The following is a 14,220-nucleotide window of genomic DNA, read 5'->3' on the forward strand; positions in this document are numbered from 1 at the left end:
TGGTTGACAAGAAGTTTTACAAATGGTACTATACAAAAGGTTGATAGTTGAATGTCTGCACTTTGGAGGATGACGTAATGTCTTATGATAAAGTTACTCAGGCAGAGAAACTGATCATCGGTACAAAGCAAGCAGTGAAAACGATTCGCTTGAATAAAGCGCATGAAGTCTTCATTGCACAAGATGCAGAAGATAGGGTAACCAGTCCCGTAATTGAAGAAGCAGCTCGTCAAGGAGTCCCGCTGACATATGTCGATTCGCGAGAAGAACTTGGAAAAGCGTGTGGCATTCAAGTAGCTGCATCAGTGGTCGTCATCACTGATTAATGGTTTTTGCACTAAAAAATGTGCAAAGCCTTTGTTTTTACCCAAAAAATGAACCACCTGGATGTGTGGTCTTAAAAGAAGTTGGAAGGAGGAAAAACCGATGCCTACAATTAACCAATTGGTCCGCAAACCTCGCCAGTCGAAAACTAGCGGTTCAAAAGCTCCGGCACTTGGAAAAACGTATAACAGTTTCAAAAAGTCAATGACTAATGTCAACTCGCCACAAAAACGAGGTGTATGTACTCGTGTGGGTACAATGACTCCGAAGAAGCCGAACTCGGCACTTCGTAAATATGCTCGTGTACGTTTGACAAACACATTGGAAGTTAACGCTTATATCCCGGGTGAAGGCCACAACCTTCAAGAGCACAGTGTTGTTCTAATCCGCGGAGGTAAAGTAAAAGACTTACCGGGTGTTCGTTACCATATCGTTCGTGGTGCGCTTGATACTGCTGGTGTTACTGGCCGTATGCAAAGCCGTTCACACTACGGTGCGAAAAAGCCAAAAGAGAAAAAATAATAAATCAGCAACTATTTTGAAAGGAGGAACACAATATGCCTCGTAAAGGTCCAGTAGCAAAACGTGACGTTTTGCCAGATCCTATTTATAATTCGAAGCTAGTCAGCCGCCTCATCAACAAAATGATGGTAGACGGTAAAAAAGGTACTTCTCAGAAAATTTTATACGGTGCGTTCGAACTTGTTAAAGAACGTTCTGGAAATGATCCACTAGAAGTATTTGAAGCAGCACTTAACAATGTAATGCCAGTTCTTGAAGTTCGCGCACGCCGTGTAGGTGGAGCAAACTATCAAGTACCAGTTGAAGTTCGTCCTGAGCGACGTACTACTCTTGGTCTCCGTTACCTCGTGAACTATTCACGTACTCGCGGTGAAAAGACGATGGAAGAACGTCTTGCTAACGAAATTCTTGACGCATCTAACAACACAGGCGCATCAGTTAAGCGTCGTGAAGAAATGCACAAAATGGCAGAAGCGAACAAAGCATTCGCTCACTACCGCTGGTAAAATACCGTCTTTCGTTAATTCGTTATTCCTATATGGAGGGAGCAATACAAAATGGGTAGAGAGTTCTCCTTAGAGAATACTCGTAACATTGGTATCATGGCTCACATCGATGCTGGTAAAACAACAACGACTGAGCGGATCCTTTATTACACAGGTCGTATCCACAAAATCGGAGAGACGCACGAAGGTGCATCTCAGATGGACTGGATGGAACAAGAGCAAGAGCGTGGAATTACGATCACTTCAGCTGCTACAACAGCAAGCTGGAAAGGTCACCGCGTAAACATCATTGACACACCAGGACACGTAGACTTCACAGTTGAAGTTGAACGTTCACTTCGTGTACTTGATGGGGCTGTAACAGTACTTGATGCACAATCAGGTGTTGAGCCGCAAACTGAAACAGTTTGGCGTCAAGCGACAACATACGGCGTTCCGCGTATCGTATTTGTTAATAAGATGGACAAAACTGGAGCTGACTTCCTTTATTCAGTAGGTACACTCCACGACCGTCTTCAAGCTAACGCTCATCCGATCCAGATGCCAATTGGCGCTGAGGACGACTTTGAAGCAATCATCGACCTAGTGGAGATGAAAACAAACTTTTATGCTGATGATACTGGCATGAACGTTGAGCAAGGTGAAATTCCAGAAGAATATCGTGCGGATGCAGAGAAAGCTCGCGAACGCTTAATCGAAGCTGTTGTAGATTTCGACGAAAACCTAATGGAAAAATACCTTGGTGGAGAAGAACTTTCAGTTGATGAACTTAAAGCTGCTATCCGTAAAGCAACATTGGCTGTAGAATTCTACCCAGTTGTTTGTGGTACGGCGTTCAAAAACAAAGGAGTTCAGCTTGTACTAGATGCTGTTATCGACTACTTGCCAGCTCCAACTGATGTACCACCAATGATGGGCTTCAACCCTGAAACTGAAGAAGACGAAGAGCGTAACCCGAGCGACGAATCACCATTCTCAGCTCTAGCGTTCAAAGTTATGACTGACCCTTATGTTGGTAAGTTAACATTCTTCCGTGTTTACTCTGGTGTACTACAATCAGGTTCTTACATTAAAAACTCAACAAAAGATAAGCGTGAGCGCGTAGGTCGTATCCTGCAAATGCACGCGAATCACCGTGAAGAAATTTCCGAAGTTCACTCAGGCGAAATCGCTGCTGCAGTTGGACTAAAAGATACAGGAACTGGTGACACGCTATGTGACGACAAAGCGCCAATCATTCTTGAATCTATGGAATTCCCAGAGCCGGTTATCTCAGTTGCGATCGAGCCTAAAACTAAGGCAGACCAAGACAAAATGGGACAAGCTCTAGGTAAACTTCAAGAAGAAGATCCAACGTTCCGTGCACACACTGACCAGGAAACTGGTGAAGTCATTATCGCAGGTATGGGTGAGCTCCACTTGGATATCATCGTTGACCGTTTGCGTCGTGAATTCAAAGTGGAAGCAAACGTTGGTGCTCCTCAAGTATCGTATCGTGAAACGTTCCGCAAAGGCGCTGAAGTCGAAGGTAAATTCGTACGTCAGTCTGGTGGACGTGGACAATTCGGACACGTTTGGATCGAATTCGAACCAAACGAAGAGGGCGCAGGATTTGAATTCAAAAACAATATCGTTGGTGGAGTTGTTCCTCGTGAATATATTCCAGCAATCGAAGCTGGTGTACGTGACTCACTAAACAATGGTGTGCTCGCGGGTTATCCGTTAATCGACATTAAGGCTCGTCTATTCGACGGTTCTTACCATGATGTTGACTCAAACGAAATGGCCTTCAAAATCGCCGCTTCAATGGCTTTGAAAAACGCAGCATCTAAATGTGATCCAGTACTTCTAGAACCAACGATGAAAGTAGATGTTATCATCCCAGAAGAATACATGGGAGATATTATGGGTGACATCACTTCACGTCGTGGACGCGTAGAAGGAATGGAAGCACGTGGTAATGCACAAGTCGTTCGTGCAATGGTTCCATTGGCAGAAATGTTCGGTTATGCGACATCTCTCCGTTCGAACACGCAAGGACGCGGAGTCTTCTCAATGTCTTTCGACCACTACGAAGAAGTGCCGAAATCTGTTGCTGAAGAAGTCATCAAAAAAAATAAAGGTCAATAATTGAAATTTACCTTTATATAAAGTATAACTACTTTGTAAGCTATGAAATTAGAGGTCCGCGGCCTCTAATTCATATCTATAAAACTAAAATTACACTCAATTTAGAGGAGGAACTCCAAAATGGCTAAAGAAAAATTCGATCGGTCCAAAACACATGCCAACGTTGGTACAATCGGACACGTTGACCATGGTAAAACAACTTTAACTGCTGCAATCGCAACAGTACTTGCAAAAAAAGGTGGCGGTACAGCTCGCTCTTACGCTGACGTTGATAACGCTCCTGAAGAAAAAGAACGCGGAATCACAATCAACACTTCACACGTTGAATATGAAACTGCAACTCGTCACTACGCACACGTAGACTGCCCAGGACACGCCGACTATGTTAAAAACATGATCACAGGTGCTGCTCAAATGGACGGCGGAATCCTAGTTGTATCTGCAGCTGACGGCCCAATGCCACAAACACGTGAGCACATCCTTCTTTCACGTCAAGTTGGTGTACCTTACCTAGTAGTCTTCATGAACAAATGTGACATGGTAGACGACGAAGAGCTTCTTGAGCTTGTTGAAATGGAAATTCGTGATCTTCTTTCTGAATACGACTTCCCTGGCGATGACCTACCAGTTATCAAAGGTTCAGCACTTAAAGCACTTGAAGGCGAAGCAGAGTGGGAAGATAAAATCGTTGAGCTTATGGACGCAGTTGACGAGTATATCCCAACTCCAGAGCGCGACACTGACAAGCCATTCATGATGCCAGTTGAGGACGTATTCTCAATCACTGGACGCGGAACAGTTGCTACTGGCCGTGTTGAGCGTGGAGTAGTTAAAGTCGGCGATACTGTTGACATTATCGGTTTGACAGACGAGCCTAAGTCTACAACTGTAACAGGTGTAGAAATGTTCCGTAAGCTTCTTGACTATGCTGAAGCTGGCGACAACATCGGAGCATTGCTTCGCGGTGTTGCACGTGAAGACATCGAGCGCGGACAAGTTCTTGCTAAGCCAGGAACTATCACGCCACACACCAACTTCAAATCTGAAGTTTATGTTCTATCAAAAGAAGAAGGTGGACGTCACACTCCATTCTTCTCAAACTACCGCCCGCAGTTCTACTTCCGTACAACTGACGTAACTGGAATCATCTCTCTTCCAGAAGGCGTAGAAATGGTTATGCCTGGCGATAACGTTGAAATGACAATTGAACTAATCTCACCAATCGCGATTGAAGAAGGTACTAAATTCTCAATCCGTGAAGGTGGACGTACAGTTGGAGCTGGCGTTGTAGCTACAATCGTTAAGTAAAACCTTTAAAACCCGCCCTTGAGGCGGGTTTTTTTATGTCTTCTTGAGATTGGGTACTGAGCAAATAAAATGATTCGTTTGATGTCTAGTTTTTATATGTGAACTTCAATTAACGTAAGAATTGATCATAAAGCAGGAAAAACGCTCATAAAGCATGAGAAGTGATCATAAAGCAGGAGAACCGCTCATAAAGCATGAGAAGTGATCATAAAGCAGGAGAACCGCTCATAAAGCATGAGAAGTGATCATAAAGCAGGAAAACCGCTCATAAAGCGTGAGAAGTGATCATAAAACAGGAAAACCGCTCATAAAACGTAAGAAGTGATCATAAAGCAGGGAAACCGCTCATAAAGCGTGAGAAGTGATCATAAAACAGGAAAACTGTACCCATAACATATTAAAATCCAGTACAACCAATAACGTCAACAACAGAGCAAAATGCAGCAAGACCAATTCCCTTATCACATTAATTTATCATTAGCTACTCACTACGAAGAAAAGTTCGCTACATATTACAACTCCGAACCACCCCAAGACTTTTTAAAACTTACAGCATTACTTTCCTTAATACAAATCCAGCCACCAGCAAACAAAGCACTATCAAAATCGCCACTAAACAAATTAACAAATAAACTCGTTATCTAATAAATAATCACAACAAATTAGTTGCATCTGAACTCATTTCGTTCTATACTATAAAAGTTGTTAAAGAATATCGCTAAACCTATTGCGACATTCTTTTTTTATGTGTATAATGTTTAGTGTTGGTCTTTGACTGCGATGAAGCGGGAGGTTACCGACACACCCGGCCGCTTTGCCATGGCATGTGTGTGGGAAAATTTCCGTGGAGAATGTCTAGAAAATAGGCGAGAAGGAGGGAAAATAATGGCAAAACAAAAAATCCGTATCCGTTTGAAAGCATATGATCACCGCGTGCTTGACCAATCGGCTGAAAAGATTGTTGAAACTGCAAAGCGTTCCGGAGCTAGTGTATCAGGTCCGATTCCATTGCCGACAGAACGTTCGGTGTACACAGTTCTTCGTGCGGTCCACAAATACAAGGACTCACGTGAGCAGTTCGAAATGCGTACTCACAAACGTCTGATTGACATCGTCAATCCTACACCACAAACTGTTGACGCATTGATGAAGCTTGACTTACCATCTGGCGTAGACATTGAAATCAAACTTTAATGGCAAAAAATAAACTATAACAATTATTAATCAGGAGGTGTGACAAATGACCAAAGGAATCTTAGGGAGAAAAGTCGGTATGACGCAAATTTTTGCTGAAAACGGCGATTTAATCCCCGTAACTGTGATTGCAGCTGCTCCAAACGTTGTTCTTCAAAAGAAGACAGTTGAAACAGACGGCTACGAAGCAATCCAGCTCGGATTTGATGACAAACGTGAAAAGCTTTCAAACAAACCAGAAATGGGACATGTTGCAAAAGCTAATACAACACCTAAGCGCTTCATTCGCGAAATTCGCGGAGTCGACGTTACAGGGTACGAAGTTGGTCAGGAAGTCAAAGTCGATACATTCGCAGAAGGCGATATCATCGATATTACAGGAGTTTCAAAAGGTAAAGGTTTCCAAGGTGTTATTAAGCGCCACGGTTTCTCACGTGGGCCAATGAGCCACGGATCTCGTCACCACCGCGCACCAGGTTCAATCGGTTCGGTTGATGCACAGCGCGTATTTAAAGGTAAAAAGATGCCAGGCCGTATGGGTGGCAAAACTGTTACAATCCAAAACCTTGAAGTTGTACGAGTTGACACAGAGCGCAACTTGTTGCTAGTAAAAGGTAACGTTCCAGGATCGAAGAAATCACTTGTACAAGTGAAAAGCTCGATTAAAGGGAACTAATTAACGAAGGAAGGAGGAAACACTAATGCCAAAAGTATCCGTAGTGAATCAAACAGGATCTGCAGCAGGCGAAATCGAATTGAACGAACTTGTATTCGGAATTGAGCCGAATGAAGCAGTCCTATTCGAAACATTGGTTCAACAGCGTGCGTCATTACGCCAAGGGAACCATAAAGTAAAAACTCGTGCTGAAGTAGCAGGCGGTGGTCGTAAACCATGGCGCCAAAAAGGAACAGGTCGTGCTCGTCAGGGCTCAATCAGATCTCCACAATGGCGTGGAGGCGGTATCGTATTCGGACCAACACCACGTAGCTATAGCTACAAGTTGCCGAAGAAAGTCCGTCGTTTAGCTCTACGTTCTGCTTTATCTTCTAAAGTACGTGACGAAGAGATTATCGTATTAGAAGCATTAGCTTTTGATGCACCAAAAACAAAAGAATTTACAAAAGTGCTGAAAGACTTATCAATCAGCAAAAAAGCATTATTCGTAACTGCTGACCTAGATGAAACAGTAGCATTGTCTGCTCGTAACATCCCTGGAATCAGCGTCGTTACAGCTAACGGTATCAACGTTTTAGATTTAGTTGGTCATGATCAGCTAATCGTAACTAAAGATGCTGTCAAAAAAATCGAGGAGGTGCTTGGTTAATGGAAGCACGTGATGTATTGAAGCGTCCGGTCATTACCGAGCGATCTTCTGAAGCAATGGAATTCAACAAATACACTTTCGAAGTAGACACTCGCGCTAACAAGACACACATTAAGCAAGCTGTCGAAGAAATCTTCGGAGTAACAGTGGAAAAAGTGAATGTCCAGAATTACAAAGGTAAATTCAAGCGTATGGGTAAGCATGCTGGTTATACTAACAAGCGCCGTAAAGCTATTGTTACATTAACTGCTGATTCTAAAGATATCGAACTTTTCGAGATCTAATCACAATAAACGAAGGAGGGAACTCAAATGGCGATTAAGAAATACAAACCTACCTCCAACGGACGCCGTAACATGACGACTTCAGATTTCGCTGAAATCACTGCAAGTAAGCCTGAAAAGTCTTTGCTTCAGCCAGTCAAACGTAAAGGTGGACGTAACAACCAAGGTAGGATTACAGTTCGTCACCAAGGTGGAGGCCACAAGCGCCAATACCGTGTCATCGACTTCCAACGCCGGAAAGATGGCATACCAGGACGCGTTGCTACGATCGAATACGATCCAAACCGTTCTGCTAACATCGCATTAATCAACTATGCTGATGGAGAAAAACGTTACATCCTAGCTCCTAAAGGATTGACAGTTGGAACGACAATTATGTCAGGACCTGAAGCGGACATCCGCGTAGGGAACGCACTTCCACTTGAAAACATCCCTATGGGTTCTACAATCCACAACATCGAGATGAAACCTGGTAAAGGCGGACAATTAGTTCGTTCAGCTGGTACATCTGCACAATTGCTCGGTCGTGAAGGTAAATACGTAATCATCCGTTTGCAATCTGGTGAAGTTCGCATGATCTTGTCTGCTTGCCGTGCTACAATTGGTCAAGTTGGTAACGAACAGCACGAACTCATCAACATCGGTAAAGCAGGACGTTCACGCTGGATGGGTAAACGCCCAACTGTACGTGGATCTGTCATGAACCCGAACGATCACCCACACGGTGGTGGTGAAGGACGTACACCAATCGGTCGTCCAAGCCCAGTTACACCTTGGGGCAAGCCGACTCTTGGATACAAGACGCGCTCTAAGAAAAACAAATCCGACAAACTTATCGTTCGTCGCCGCAAAAAATAATGTGATTGCACTGCGGTTCAATGAATGGGCCGTAGTACGAGCACAAAGGGAGGTAACAAAATGGGCCGCAGCTTGAAAAAAGGACCTTTTGCAGATGATCATTTGCTTAAAAAGGTTGATGCTCAAAAAGATGCACAAAAGAAACAAGTCATCAAAACTTGGTCACGCCGTTCTACAGTATTCCCTTCCTTCATCGGATTGACAATCGCTGTATATGACGGACGCAAACACGTACCTGTCTACATCACTGAAGATATGGTCGGCCATAAATTAGGTGAGTTTGCACCTAGCCGTACTTATAAAGGCCATGGTGCCGACGATAAGAAAACGAAACGCTAATTGAGAGGAGGAATTTCTGATGCAACAAGCTAAAGCATCTGTCCGTACAGTCCGTATTGCTCCTCGTAAAGTCCGATTAGTCGTTGATCTTATCCGGGGCAAGAAAATCGGTGAAGCTGTCGCGATTCTACGTTTGACGCCGAAAGCGGCATCACCAGTCGTAGAAAAAGTATTAAATTCAGCTATCGCTAATGCTGAGCACAACTACGAAATGGATCTAGAGAACCTAATCGTTAGCGAAGTATTCGTTGATGAAGGTCCTACTATGAAACGTTTCCGTCCACGTGCGCAAGGCCGTGCGAGCGCAATCAACAAACGCACAAGCCACATCACTGTAGTGGTATCTGAAAAGAAGGAGGGATAATTCGTGGGTCAAAAAGTACATCCTAACGGTCTGCGGGTCGGTATAATTCGTGACTGGGATTCGAAATGGTATGCAGAAAAAGACTATGCGACTCTCTTGCACGAAGACCTTAAAATCCGCAAATACATCGAAACTCGTTTAGTAGACGCATCAGTTTCTAAAGTAGAAATCGAACGCGCTGCGAAAAAAGTTAACATCACAATCCACACAGCTAAGCCTGGTATGGTTATCGGTAAAGGTGGTACTGAAGTCGAAGCACTTCGTAAATCACTTAACGAAATCTCTGGCAAGCGTGTACACATTAACATCGTTGAAATTAAGCGTGCTGACCTTGACGCAAAATTGGTTGCAGAATCAATCGCTCGTCAACTAGAAAGCCGCGTATCATTCCGCCGTGCTCAAAAGCAGGCTATCCAACGTACAATCCGTTCTGGAGCTAAAGGTATCAAAACTCAAGTTTCCGGACGTCTTGGTGGAGCCGACATCGCACGCGCAGAACATTACAGCGAAGGAACTGTTCCACTTCATACACTTCGTGCAGATATCGATTATGCACATGCTGAAGCCGATACAACATACGGTAAACTTGGAGTTAAAGTATGGATCTATCGTGGAGAAGTCCTTCCAGTGAAGAAGAACTCTGGGGAAGGAGGCAACTAATCATGTTAGTACCAAAGCGAGTAAAACATCGTCGTGTATTCCGCGGCAAAATGCGCGGACAGACAAAAGGCGGCGCAACGGTTCAATTCGGTGAGTTCGGCCTTCAGTCTCTTGAGGCTGCATGGATCACGAATCGTCAAATCGAATCAGCACGTATCGCAATGACACGTTACATGAAACGTGGCGGTAAAGTTTGGATCAACATTTTCCCACACAAATCTTATACTAAGAAGCCTCTCGAAGTTCGAATGGGTTCTGGTAAAGGTGCTGTTGAGGGATGGGTAGCAGTAGTAAAACCTGGTCGAGTTATGTTTGAAATCGCAGGCGTTTCTGAAGAAGTCGCTCGTGAAGCACTCCGCCTTGCAGCACACAAACTTCCTGTTAAGTGTAAGTTTGTAAAACGTGAAGAAATTGGTGGTGAATCTAATGAAAGCTAATGAAATCCGTGACTTGACAACTGCAGAGATCGAGCAAAAAGTGAAATCACTGAAAGAAGAGCTTTTCAACCTTCGCTTCCAGTTAGCGACAGGACAATTAGAAAACACTGCACGCATCCGTGAAGTACGCAAATCGATTGCGCGCATGAAAACTGTAATACGTCAAAGAGAAATCAGTGCAAATAACTGATGAAGGAGGTTGCACCCATGAATGAGCGTAACCAGCGCAAAGTATACACAGGCCGCGTAGTATCCGACAAAATGGATAAAACGGTAACGGTAATGGTAGAAACACACAAAAAGCATTCTTTGTATGGCAAGCGTGTAAAGTATTCTAAGAAATATAAAGCACATGATGAAATGAACGAAGCTAAAATCGGCGATGTAGTCCGCATTATGGAAACTCGTCCGCTATCAGCTACAAAACGTTTCCGCCTTCTAGAAGTAATCGAAAAAGCGGTCATCATCTAATAACGTTCGGAACTCAGTATCCGAGGGGAGGTAACCAAATTGATTCAACAGGAATCCCGCATGAAAGTGGCAGATAACTCTGGCGCACGTGAAGTTCTTACAATCAAAGTACTTGGCGGTTCAGGCCGTAAAGTTGCAAACATCGGCGACATCGTCGTTGTTACAGTTAAGAAAGCAACACCAGGTGGCGTTGTCAAGAAAGGTGAAGTCGTTAAAGCGGTTATCGTTCGTACTAAGAGCGGTATGCGTCGTAAAGATGGATCTTATATTACATTCGATGAGAATGCTTGTGTCATCATCAAAGACGACAAGAGCCCTCGTGGAACACGTATTTTCGGACCAGTTGCACGTGAATTACGCGACAGCAACTTCATGAAAATTATTTCCCTTGCTCCAGAAGTACTTTAATTTAAGAGCAGTGCCAATCAAGGAGGTGCGACAGAATGCACATTAAAAAAGGCGATAAAGTAAAAGTTATCTCTGGGAAAGACAAAGGAAAGACAGGTGTCATCCTTACAGTTTTCCCTAACAAAGAACGAATCCTCGTTGAAGGCGTGAACATCGTTAAAAAGCATACAAAGCCAAACCAAGCGAATCCGCAAGGTGGTATTGTAAGCCTTGAAGCTGCAATTCACGTTTCTAACGTAATGTTCGTTGATCCTAAGTCTGGCGAACCTACACGTATCGGTTATAAAATCGAAGAAAAAACTGAAGGCGACAAAACGTATCGCATTAAGTCACGTGTTGCGAAAAAGTCCGGCGAAGTTATCGACGAAATTAGCAAAAAAGAACTCAAAAAATAACTCTCTAAGAAGGGAGGTTCTTCTGAATGAGCCGATTAAAAGAGAAGTTCCAAAAAGAAATTACGCCTGCTCTTATGAGCAAGTTCAACTATACATCTGTTATGCAAGTGCCTAAAGTTGAAAAGATCGTTATCAACATGGGTGTTGGCGACGCGGTTCAAAACACAAAAGCACTCGATGCTGCTGTGGAAGATCTGACAATCATCTCAGGTCAAAAACCAGTTGTTACTAAAGCGAAAAAATCTATCGCTGGATTCCGTCTTCGTGAAGGAATGCCTATCGGAACGAAAGTAACTCTACGTGGAGAACGCATGTATGAGTTCCTGGATAAATTGGTTGCCGTATCACTTCCACGTGTACGTGACTTCCGTGGTGTCTCGAAGAAATCATTCGACGGACGCGGTAACTACACACTTGGTGTGAAAGAACAACTAATTTTCCCGGAAATCGACTTCGATAAAGTGTCTAAAGTACGCGGAATGGATATCGTCATCGTTACGACTGCAAACACAGACGAGGAAGCTCGTGAGTTGTTAACGCAGTGCGGCATGCCGTTCCAAAAGTAAACATAAGGGAGGCGTAAAACGTGGCTAAAAAATCAATGATCGCAAAACAGAAACGTACGCCAAAGTTCAAAGTGCAAGACTACACACGTTGTGAACGTTGTGGCCGTCCGCACTCCGTATATCGGAAATTCAAACTTTGCCGTATTTGTTTCCGCGAACTCGCATACAAAGGACAAATTCCTGGCGTTAAAAAAGCAAGCTGGTAAACCCCATTCTGGGAAGGAGGTTAATGTAATGACAATGAGTGATCCGATCGCAGATATGCTTACTCGCATTCGTAACGCCAATATGGTTCGTCACGAAAAGCTAGAAGTACCTGCTTCAAACCTTAAAAAAGAGATCGCAGAAATCCTCAAACGTGAAGGTTTCATCCGCGACGTAGAATATGTGGAAGACAGCAAACAAGGCATCATCCGCATTTTCCTCAAATATGGTAAGAACGAAGAACGCGTAATCACTGGACTTAAGCGTATTTCTAAGCCTGGTCTACGTGTATATGCAAAGTCAACAGAAGTGCCAAGAGTGTTGAACGGACTAGGCATCGCACTAGTTTCAACTTCTAACGGTGTTCTAACTGACAAAGAAGCTCGCGCTAAACAAGTAGGCGGAGAAGTAGTCGCATACGTTTGGTAATCTGTAACAAATGAATGGAGGTGCACACTAATGTCCCGAATTGGTAAACGTCCGATTGAGGTGCCAGAAAACGTAACAGTTACTATCGATGATAATAACTTCGTTACTGTTAAAGGACCGAAAGGCGAACTTACAAATACACTTAGCAAAGATATGAAAATCGTTCAAGAAGGTAACGTGATCACATTGACACGTCCATCTGAATCGAAAGAACACCGTTCGATGCACGGAACTACTCGTTCGCTTCTAGCGAACATGGTTACTGGAGTATCTACTGGTTTCGAGCGCTCGCTTGAACTAGTTGGTGTCGGGTATCGTGCTTCAATGCAAGGAACTAAACTTGTATTGAACGTTGGTTACTCACAGCCGGTAGAATTCACGCCGGAAGAGGGCATTCAAGTTGAAGTGCCTGCTAACACTAAAATTATCGTTCGCGGTATTAATAAAGAGCGCGTTGGTGCTCTTGCTTCTAACATCCGTAAAGTACGCCCGCCTGAGCCGTATAAAGGTAAAGGTATTAAGTACGAAGGCGAAGTTGTACGCCGCAAAGAAGGTAAAACAGGTAAATAATGCCGCTTAGGCATCTGGAAGGAGTGACCTGGAGTGATCACAAAACAAGACAAGAACGCTGTCCGCAAGAAGCGTCATGCACGTGTGCGCACAAAGATCAACGGAACTGCTGAGCGTCCTCGCTTGAACGTATATCGTTCAAACAAGCACATTTATGCACAACTAGTTGACGATGCAAACGGTGTGACACTTGCTAGTGCATCTACAATGGACAAAGAATTCTCAGCGGATTCTTCTTCTAATGCAGACGCTGCTAGTAAAGTCGGCGAATTGATTGCGAAAAAAGGTGCAGAAAAGAATGTCAAAGTTGTCGTATTCGACCGCGGAGGCTATCTATACCACGGCCGCGTTAAAGCACTTGCAGACGCTGCACGTGAAAATGGACTTGAATTTTAATTAAGAAGGAGGGACATATTCCATGCGTCGTAATGAACAAAACAAAAGTGAATTCGAAGAACGCGTAGTTACCATCAACCGCGTAGCTAAAGTTGTAAAAGGCGGACGTCGTTTCCGTTTTACTGCTCTAGTCGTTGTTGGTGATAAAAACGGTCGCGTTGGTTTCGGTACTGGAAAAGCACAAGAAGTTCCAGATGCAATCCGTAAAGCAATCGAAGATGCGAAGAAGAACCTAGTCGAAGTACCAATGGTCAAAGGCACAACGCCTCACGAGATCATCGGACGTTTCGGAGCTGGCCAAATTCTCATCAAACCGGCTGCACCAGGTACAGGAGTTATCGCCGGCGGACCTGTCCGTGCGGTACTTGAACTTGCAGGAATCACGGATATCCTTTCTAAATCACTTGGATCTAACACACCAATCAACATGGTGCGTGCTACTATCCAAGGATTGACGAACTTGAAGCGTGCTGAAGATGTAGCACAGCTACGTGGGAAATCTGTAGAAGAACTGTTAGGTTAAGGGGGGA

The 14,220-nt window shown here is 43.9% G+C and carries 24 protein-coding genes; all 24 read left to right on the forward strand.

Annotated features, from left to right (window positions below):
* Positions 1-77 precede the first annotated feature (77 nt).
* Positions 78-326 (forward strand): ribosomal L7Ae/L30e/S12e/Gadd45 family protein, encoded by a 249-nt coding sequence (locus QT716_RS07985; protein ID WP_317935535.1) that lies wholly within the window; start codon positions 78-80, stop codon positions 324-326.
* Positions 327-426: 100 nt separating this feature from the next.
* A complete protein-coding gene (rpsL, locus tag QT716_RS07990; RefSeq protein WP_116018354.1) occupies positions 427-846 on the forward strand; it encodes a 30S ribosomal protein S12 in 420 nt (139 codons plus the stop codon).
* A 35-nt stretch (positions 847-881) separates the two neighbouring features.
* Entirely contained in the window at positions 882-1,352 is a 471-nt protein-coding gene (gene rpsG, locus QT716_RS07995) for a 30S ribosomal protein S7 (protein ID WP_317935536.1), read from the forward strand.
* A gap of 51 nt (positions 1,353-1,403) precedes the next feature.
* Positions 1,404-3,482: an elongation factor G gene (fusA, locus tag QT716_RS08000; RefSeq protein WP_317935537.1), complete on the forward strand. Its 2,079-nt coding sequence runs from the start codon at positions 1,404-1,406 to the stop codon at positions 3,480-3,482.
* A 120-nt stretch (positions 3,483-3,602) separates the two neighbouring features.
* A complete protein-coding gene (gene tuf, locus QT716_RS08005) occupies positions 3,603-4,790 on the forward strand; it encodes an elongation factor Tu (RefSeq protein WP_317935538.1) in 1,188 nt (395 codons plus the stop codon).
* Between the two features lie 885 nt (positions 4,791-5,675).
* On the forward strand, positions 5,676-5,984 hold the full coding sequence (rpsJ, locus tag QT716_RS08010) for a 30S ribosomal protein S10 (protein WP_040285481.1): 309 nt from the start codon (positions 5,676-5,678) through the stop codon (positions 5,982-5,984).
* Positions 5,985-6,030: 46 nt separating this feature from the next.
* Positions 6,031-6,660, forward strand: coding sequence for a 50S ribosomal protein L3 (gene rplC / locus QT716_RS08015; protein WP_317935539.1), 630 nt, complete (start codon positions 6,031-6,033; stop codon positions 6,658-6,660).
* Between the two features lie 25 nt (positions 6,661-6,685).
* Positions 6,686-7,309, forward strand: coding sequence for a 50S ribosomal protein L4 (gene rplD / locus QT716_RS08020; protein ID WP_317935540.1), 624 nt, complete (start codon positions 6,686-6,688; stop codon positions 7,307-7,309).
* Complete coding sequence (gene rplW / locus QT716_RS08025; RefSeq protein WP_191688676.1) at positions 7,309-7,593, forward strand: 50S ribosomal protein L23; 285 nt, start codon at positions 7,309-7,311, stop codon at positions 7,591-7,593. Before rplD ends, rplW begins: the two co-directional genes overlap by 1 nt.
* A 27-nt stretch (positions 7,594-7,620) precedes the next feature.
* Complete coding sequence (gene rplB, locus QT716_RS08030; protein ID WP_317935541.1) at positions 7,621-8,451, forward strand: 50S ribosomal protein L2; 831 nt, start codon at positions 7,621-7,623, stop codon at positions 8,449-8,451.
* Positions 8,452-8,511: 60 nt separating this feature from the next.
* The gene (gene rpsS / locus QT716_RS08035; protein ID WP_317935542.1) at positions 8,512-8,790 is read left to right on the forward strand and encodes a 30S ribosomal protein S19; all 279 of its coding nucleotides are present in this window, start codon (positions 8,512-8,514) and stop codon (positions 8,788-8,790) included.
* A 19-nt stretch (positions 8,791-8,809) separates the two neighbouring features.
* A complete protein-coding gene (rplV, locus tag QT716_RS08040; RefSeq protein WP_317935543.1) occupies positions 8,810-9,154 on the forward strand; it encodes a 50S ribosomal protein L22 in 345 nt (114 codons plus the stop codon).
* Between the two features lie 3 nt (positions 9,155-9,157).
* Positions 9,158-9,814 carry a 30S ribosomal protein S3 gene (gene rpsC / locus QT716_RS08045; RefSeq protein WP_317935544.1) on the forward strand — a complete coding sequence of 219 codons (657 nt, stop codon included), beginning with the start codon at positions 9,158-9,160 and terminating at the stop codon, positions 9,812-9,814.
* A gap of 2 nt (positions 9,815-9,816) precedes the next feature.
* The gene (rplP, locus tag QT716_RS08050; protein ID WP_025783857.1) at positions 9,817-10,251 is read left to right on the forward strand and encodes a 50S ribosomal protein L16; all 435 of its coding nucleotides are present in this window, start codon (positions 9,817-9,819) and stop codon (positions 10,249-10,251) included.
* Complete coding sequence (gene rpmC, locus QT716_RS08055; RefSeq protein WP_025783856.1) at positions 10,241-10,441, forward strand: 50S ribosomal protein L29; 201 nt, start codon at positions 10,241-10,243, stop codon at positions 10,439-10,441. The genes rplP and rpmC overlap by 11 nt, the downstream gene beginning before the upstream one ends.
* 17 nt (positions 10,442-10,458) lie before the next feature.
* Positions 10,459-10,722, forward strand: coding sequence for a 30S ribosomal protein S17 (gene rpsQ / locus QT716_RS08060; RefSeq protein WP_317935545.1), 264 nt, complete (start codon positions 10,459-10,461; stop codon positions 10,720-10,722).
* A 39-nt stretch (positions 10,723-10,761) separates the two neighbouring features.
* Entirely contained in the window at positions 10,762-11,130 is a 369-nt protein-coding gene (gene rplN, locus QT716_RS08065) for a 50S ribosomal protein L14 (protein ID WP_317935546.1), read from the forward strand.
* A 35-nt stretch (positions 11,131-11,165) separates the two neighbouring features.
* The gene (gene rplX, locus QT716_RS08070; protein WP_317935547.1) at positions 11,166-11,525 is read left to right on the forward strand and encodes a 50S ribosomal protein L24; all 360 of its coding nucleotides are present in this window, start codon (positions 11,166-11,168) and stop codon (positions 11,523-11,525) included.
* 26 nt (positions 11,526-11,551) lie between these two features.
* The gene (gene rplE, locus QT716_RS08075; RefSeq protein ID WP_317935548.1) at positions 11,552-12,091 is read left to right on the forward strand and encodes a 50S ribosomal protein L5; all 540 of its coding nucleotides are present in this window, start codon (positions 11,552-11,554) and stop codon (positions 12,089-12,091) included.
* A 20-nt stretch (positions 12,092-12,111) separates the two neighbouring features.
* Positions 12,112-12,297: a 30S ribosomal protein S14 gene (rpsN, locus tag QT716_RS08080; protein WP_020062302.1), complete on the forward strand. Its 186-nt coding sequence runs from the start codon at positions 12,112-12,114 to the stop codon at positions 12,295-12,297.
* A 28-nt stretch (positions 12,298-12,325) separates the two neighbouring features.
* Entirely contained in the window at positions 12,326-12,724 is a 399-nt protein-coding gene (gene rpsH / locus QT716_RS08085; RefSeq protein WP_317935549.1) for a 30S ribosomal protein S8, read from the forward strand.
* A gap of 30 nt (positions 12,725-12,754) precedes the next feature.
* Positions 12,755-13,294 carry a 50S ribosomal protein L6 gene (gene rplF, locus QT716_RS08090; RefSeq protein ID WP_317935550.1) on the forward strand — a complete coding sequence of 180 codons (540 nt, stop codon included), beginning with the start codon at positions 12,755-12,757 and terminating at the stop codon, positions 13,292-13,294.
* 33 nt (positions 13,295-13,327) lie between these two features.
* Positions 13,328-13,690, forward strand: coding sequence for a 50S ribosomal protein L18 (gene rplR / locus QT716_RS08095; protein WP_317935551.1), 363 nt, complete (start codon positions 13,328-13,330; stop codon positions 13,688-13,690).
* Positions 13,691-13,712: 22 nt separating this feature from the next.
* Entirely contained in the window at positions 13,713-14,213 is a 501-nt protein-coding gene (gene rpsE, locus QT716_RS08100; protein ID WP_317935552.1) for a 30S ribosomal protein S5, read from the forward strand.
* Positions 14,214-14,220 lie beyond the last annotated feature (7 nt).

This window comes from Sporosarcina aquimarina (genome assembly GCF_033253705.1).
Classification (GTDB): Bacteria; Bacillota; Bacilli; order Bacillales_A; family Planococcaceae; genus Sporosarcina; species Sporosarcina aquimarina.